The organism is Stenotrophomonas sp. P5_B8 (assembly GCF_054049855.1).
This window is the reverse complement of record NZ_JBFULO010000386.1, coordinates 1-3,725: the sequence shown is the minus strand read 5'-3', so window position 1 is coordinate 3,725 and position 3,725 is coordinate 1. Positions and strand designations below refer to the sequence as shown.

The 3,725-nt window shown below is 63.9% G+C and carries 3 protein-coding genes; 1 reads left to right on the top strand and 2 read right to left on the bottom strand.

The genetic code is table 11. The features are described from left to right. A partial coding sequence (locus ACXJKH_RS16820; RefSeq protein WP_457321023.1) for a hypothetical protein occupies positions 1-231 on the top strand: 231 nt, incomplete at its 5' end. A gap of 699 nt (positions 232-930) precedes the next feature. Here the strand turns inward: ACXJKH_RS16820 and ACXJKH_RS16815 are convergent. Further along, positions 931-1,908, bottom strand: a complete 978-nt coding sequence (locus ACXJKH_RS16815; protein ID WP_457321021.1) for a DUF1684 domain-containing protein — start codon at positions 1,906-1,908, stop codon at positions 931-933. 5 nt (positions 1,909-1,913) lie between these two features. Further along, positions 1,914-3,725, bottom strand: a 1,812-nt coding sequence (locus ACXJKH_RS16810) for a TonB-dependent receptor domain-containing protein (RefSeq protein WP_457321019.1), incomplete at its 5' end; no start/stop codon positions are given.

Below are 3,725 nucleotides of genomic sequence, written 5' to 3'. Positions count from 1 at the left end.
CAAGTCTACCGCTACGTTGTTGGAAACACGCTTCCAGCACTGAAGGACGTGACGCGTAATGATGTGAAGTTTATTGACTCTTCTCGCTACAACGCTGATAGCCGGATGTGGCGGTGGAACTTCCAAGCAAAAGGTCGGGAATACATCGCACTGATCGGTTGTGATGGGAGCGTTGAGCTATCGGTGGCGAAAGAATCACTGACCAGACAGGGCTTGTTCGCACCTAGGTGAACTCGTCTGCAACCAGAGGGACAATCCACCTCTGCCTGACTATCAAGGACGCCCGATGTTTCGCATCGGGCGTCTTCCATTCAGGGTTGATACGGCCCTGTCGCCACTCAGTGCCGCCCTCGCTTCGTCATCTAAAAAGCCGCATGGTCAGGGAACGGGCCTTCCGCACTCCGGAAGGCTTCCCTTCCGCCTCTGCCTGCGTCGTCTCCAGGCACGCTCGGCCAAGGCCGCAAGTCCCAGAAAGCAAGCAAACAGCAAGGCAACTTCAAGCAGGCTGAGAAGCAAGTTCATGTCCGGCGCCTTTGGCAAAAACTCGTCGATTGCGAGGTTCAAGGTGGTCGCGCACCTCGCACACGAGACCAAATGTATTTCAGTCACTCATCAGTAAAACGTGATTGCCATCACCTTTTACCGCATTAAGAACAGTTCTTGCGGGCCACACTGGGAGCCCTCACCCTCACGGCCGGCCGACTCAGCTTTCTTACCTTTGCGAACGTCTTGATACAGGTTAGCTCCAATACATATGAGCTGGCCTTGACTGGCCTATCCTTGAAGCAGTTCCGGACTTCTATCTCACTGGCGTACAGCTCCGGCGTTGTCCAGAATACGCGCTGCATGCGCTCGCTGACGTATCCAGGCAGTGACACGAAAGGAGCGGCGAGATGCGCACCCCATGGTGAACGTGTACGGAAGGGCCGCTTAGTGCTGGGCGAGCGCGTATTTCTTCTCGCCCGCCAGCACCGCCAGTCGCACCCGCTGGCCGTTGGTGTCCTGATCGGCCAGGCGGTTCTCCGGCGGCGGCAGTGGGCAGGTGGCGAAATCCGTATACGCGCAGGGCGGGTTGTAGGCGCGATTGAAATCCAGCGCGACCGTGCCGTCCGCCGCCACGGGGCCGGTGCGAAGATAGCGCCCGACCCCGTAGGTCTGCCGGCCGGTGGTCTTGTCCTGGAACATCAGGTTCAGGCTTTTCGCCGGATCACCCAGTGCTTCCAGCCGCCACTGGCGCCCTTCCTTCTCGAACATCACGTAACCGGGGTTCGGGGTCTCGGCGACGTGACCGATCACGCTCACGATAGGCAAGGTCTTGCCGGCCGGGTGCGGAACGAACCGTGCCTTCACACGCCAGCGCTCATCGGGCGGGAAGAAATCCAGTCCGGTGAACCGGAGCCGCGCCGGTGCATCGGCGTGGCGCACCCGCAAGGCCACGCGCTGGCCGCGCCTGATCACGGTGATCTGACCTTTGCCCTCGTCATAGGCCAGCTTGGTCCCACCTCCCTGTCCCTCAGGCTTCAGGCGCACCTCGCCCTGCACGGGTGTGCCGTCGGAAGTGACGCGCGCGCCTTCAACGGGCGTGAAGTACACGCCGTCCGGGCGCTGCTCCACTTGGCCCAGTCGATCCGGTGCGATGGCCAGCTGGAGGGTGTTGCCCTCGCCCGCGCCCACGCTTTGCGTTCCGGCTTCGATCCAGTGCAACCCGATCAGGCTGATCCAGCCATCGGCCTTGCCCAGGTCCGCCGCACGGCCTTTTACCCATGCGGCATGCTCGCCCGCGAAATCCGGCGCAGCGGGCGCGGTGCCCGACGCCTGCGCCTGCGCCGCGGTGGGGTCGCCCCGGGGGCTGCACGCAACCGCAGCCAAGGCCAGCAGCAGGCAGGTAACACGTGTGTAGGTCTTCATGCGGATCACCAGTTCTTGGAAATGCCAACGTGCAGGTAACGTCCGTAGGTTTCGTGCAACGCGCTCAGGTAATTGCCGAAGGCATTGAGTGGCGGTTCTTCGTCGAACAGGTTGCGTGCGCCCACTTCCACCGAGGTGCCTTTGAGGCGCCCTTCGTTGAAATCCTTCTTCACCGACAACGCCCAGCGCTGGGTGGCCTTGACGACGTAGGGCGTGCGGTCCGAATACGCGCCGGCCTTGACGCTGCCGATGTAATCGTCGCGCAGGCGGACCGTCCAGTCCTGCAGGTTCCACAGGAACGTGGCGCTGCCGCGCCATTCCGGCTTGGCGCCGTTGATGCCGATCTCGTTGGCCGCGCCCAGGTCGGGCGCGATGATGTTCAACTGCCCGTTCGCGATGGCGGCCGCCACCTGCTGGATCTCGGCCGGCTTCTGCTGGGTGTATTCTTTGAGCTGACTGACGCTGAGCAGGACCGCGAAGTTGCCCCACCCCGTGTCGCGCACGCGCCAGTTGAGGTTGTAGTCCACGCCAGAGGCCGTCAGCGGCCGGCGGTTCTGGTAGCGGTTGTAGATGTGGGTCACCACGCCCGCCGGTGCAAGCCCGGACCCTTCAAACAGCGCCGCGTCTTCGGCGGTCACCGCTGCACGCACCACGTTGGAATTGCTGCTGCCTTCCACCACGCGCAGGTAGGCGTCGTACAGCAGCTCCTCGCCCAGGGTGTTGATCGGATTCTCCACTTCCACCCGCCACGCATCCACGCTCAGGCTGACCGCGCCCAGCCGCTCTGGCAGGAACTGCGGCTCCAGCACCGCGCCCCATGACGACTGGCGGGTGGTCTCCGGCTTCACGTCATCGCCGTAGGAGGTAACCGCGCTCACCGACGGTTTGACCGGCGAACCGCTGCTGTAGGCATTCAAGCAGGCGGTGTAATCGGGCTGCGCCCCCCTGCTGATCAACGCATGACAGCGGATCGCATCGCTGTTGAAACCGAACCCGTAGGTCGGCGGCGAGTTCACCAGCTCCAGCCCCGGCGCGCGGAAGCCGCCGCTGACCGAGCCACGCAGCAGCACGCTGTCATTCACCTTCCAGGCCGCCGCCAGTTTCGGCTTGGCCACCTTCCCGGCATCGCTGTAGTCCTCCCACCGGCCCGCGATCTGGACATCCAGCGACTGGACCAGCGGCACCTCATGCGCAGGCGAGACCAGCGGCACCGCCAGTTCGATCAAGGCCGATTTAACGTTGCGGCTGCCGTGCACGTCCGGCCGCGGGCTATGCGTGAAGAAATTGCTGGCCGCAACGGTGCCGGTGTACCAGTCCGTGTACGGACGGCTGCCGTCGATGTTTTCGTCGCGATCATCGGTGCGGCTTTCATAGCGGTACTCGACACCCGCTGCCAGGCCGATGTCACCGGCGTACCAGCTGAGCAGATCCGGACGGTTGACCTTGAAGTCCCACAGGGCCAGCTCGGTCGTGCCTTCGCGGGTCGCCTCGCCAATGAACGCCGAGGTGTCGTACGGCGTGGCATCCCCCACCCGGATGCTAGCCGGATCACCGCCACTGAACGGGTTGTACGCACCGGCGTCGGTACGGTTCACCGCGGCGATGAAGGCGTCGGTCAGCCCGCCCTGCTGCGTGTCGGTGCTGCGGGCGCGCGAGTACAGCAGGGCCGTTTCCCAGTTCCAGCCGCCTTCGGTCCAACCGCGAAGGCCCAGCAGGGCCCGCGACTGATCGTTGTCCACCTTGACCCGGCGGATCCCCGAATCGGCGAACTGGTAGTTCAGCAGCCGGATCGCATCGGCACCGCGCAGGGACTGCGG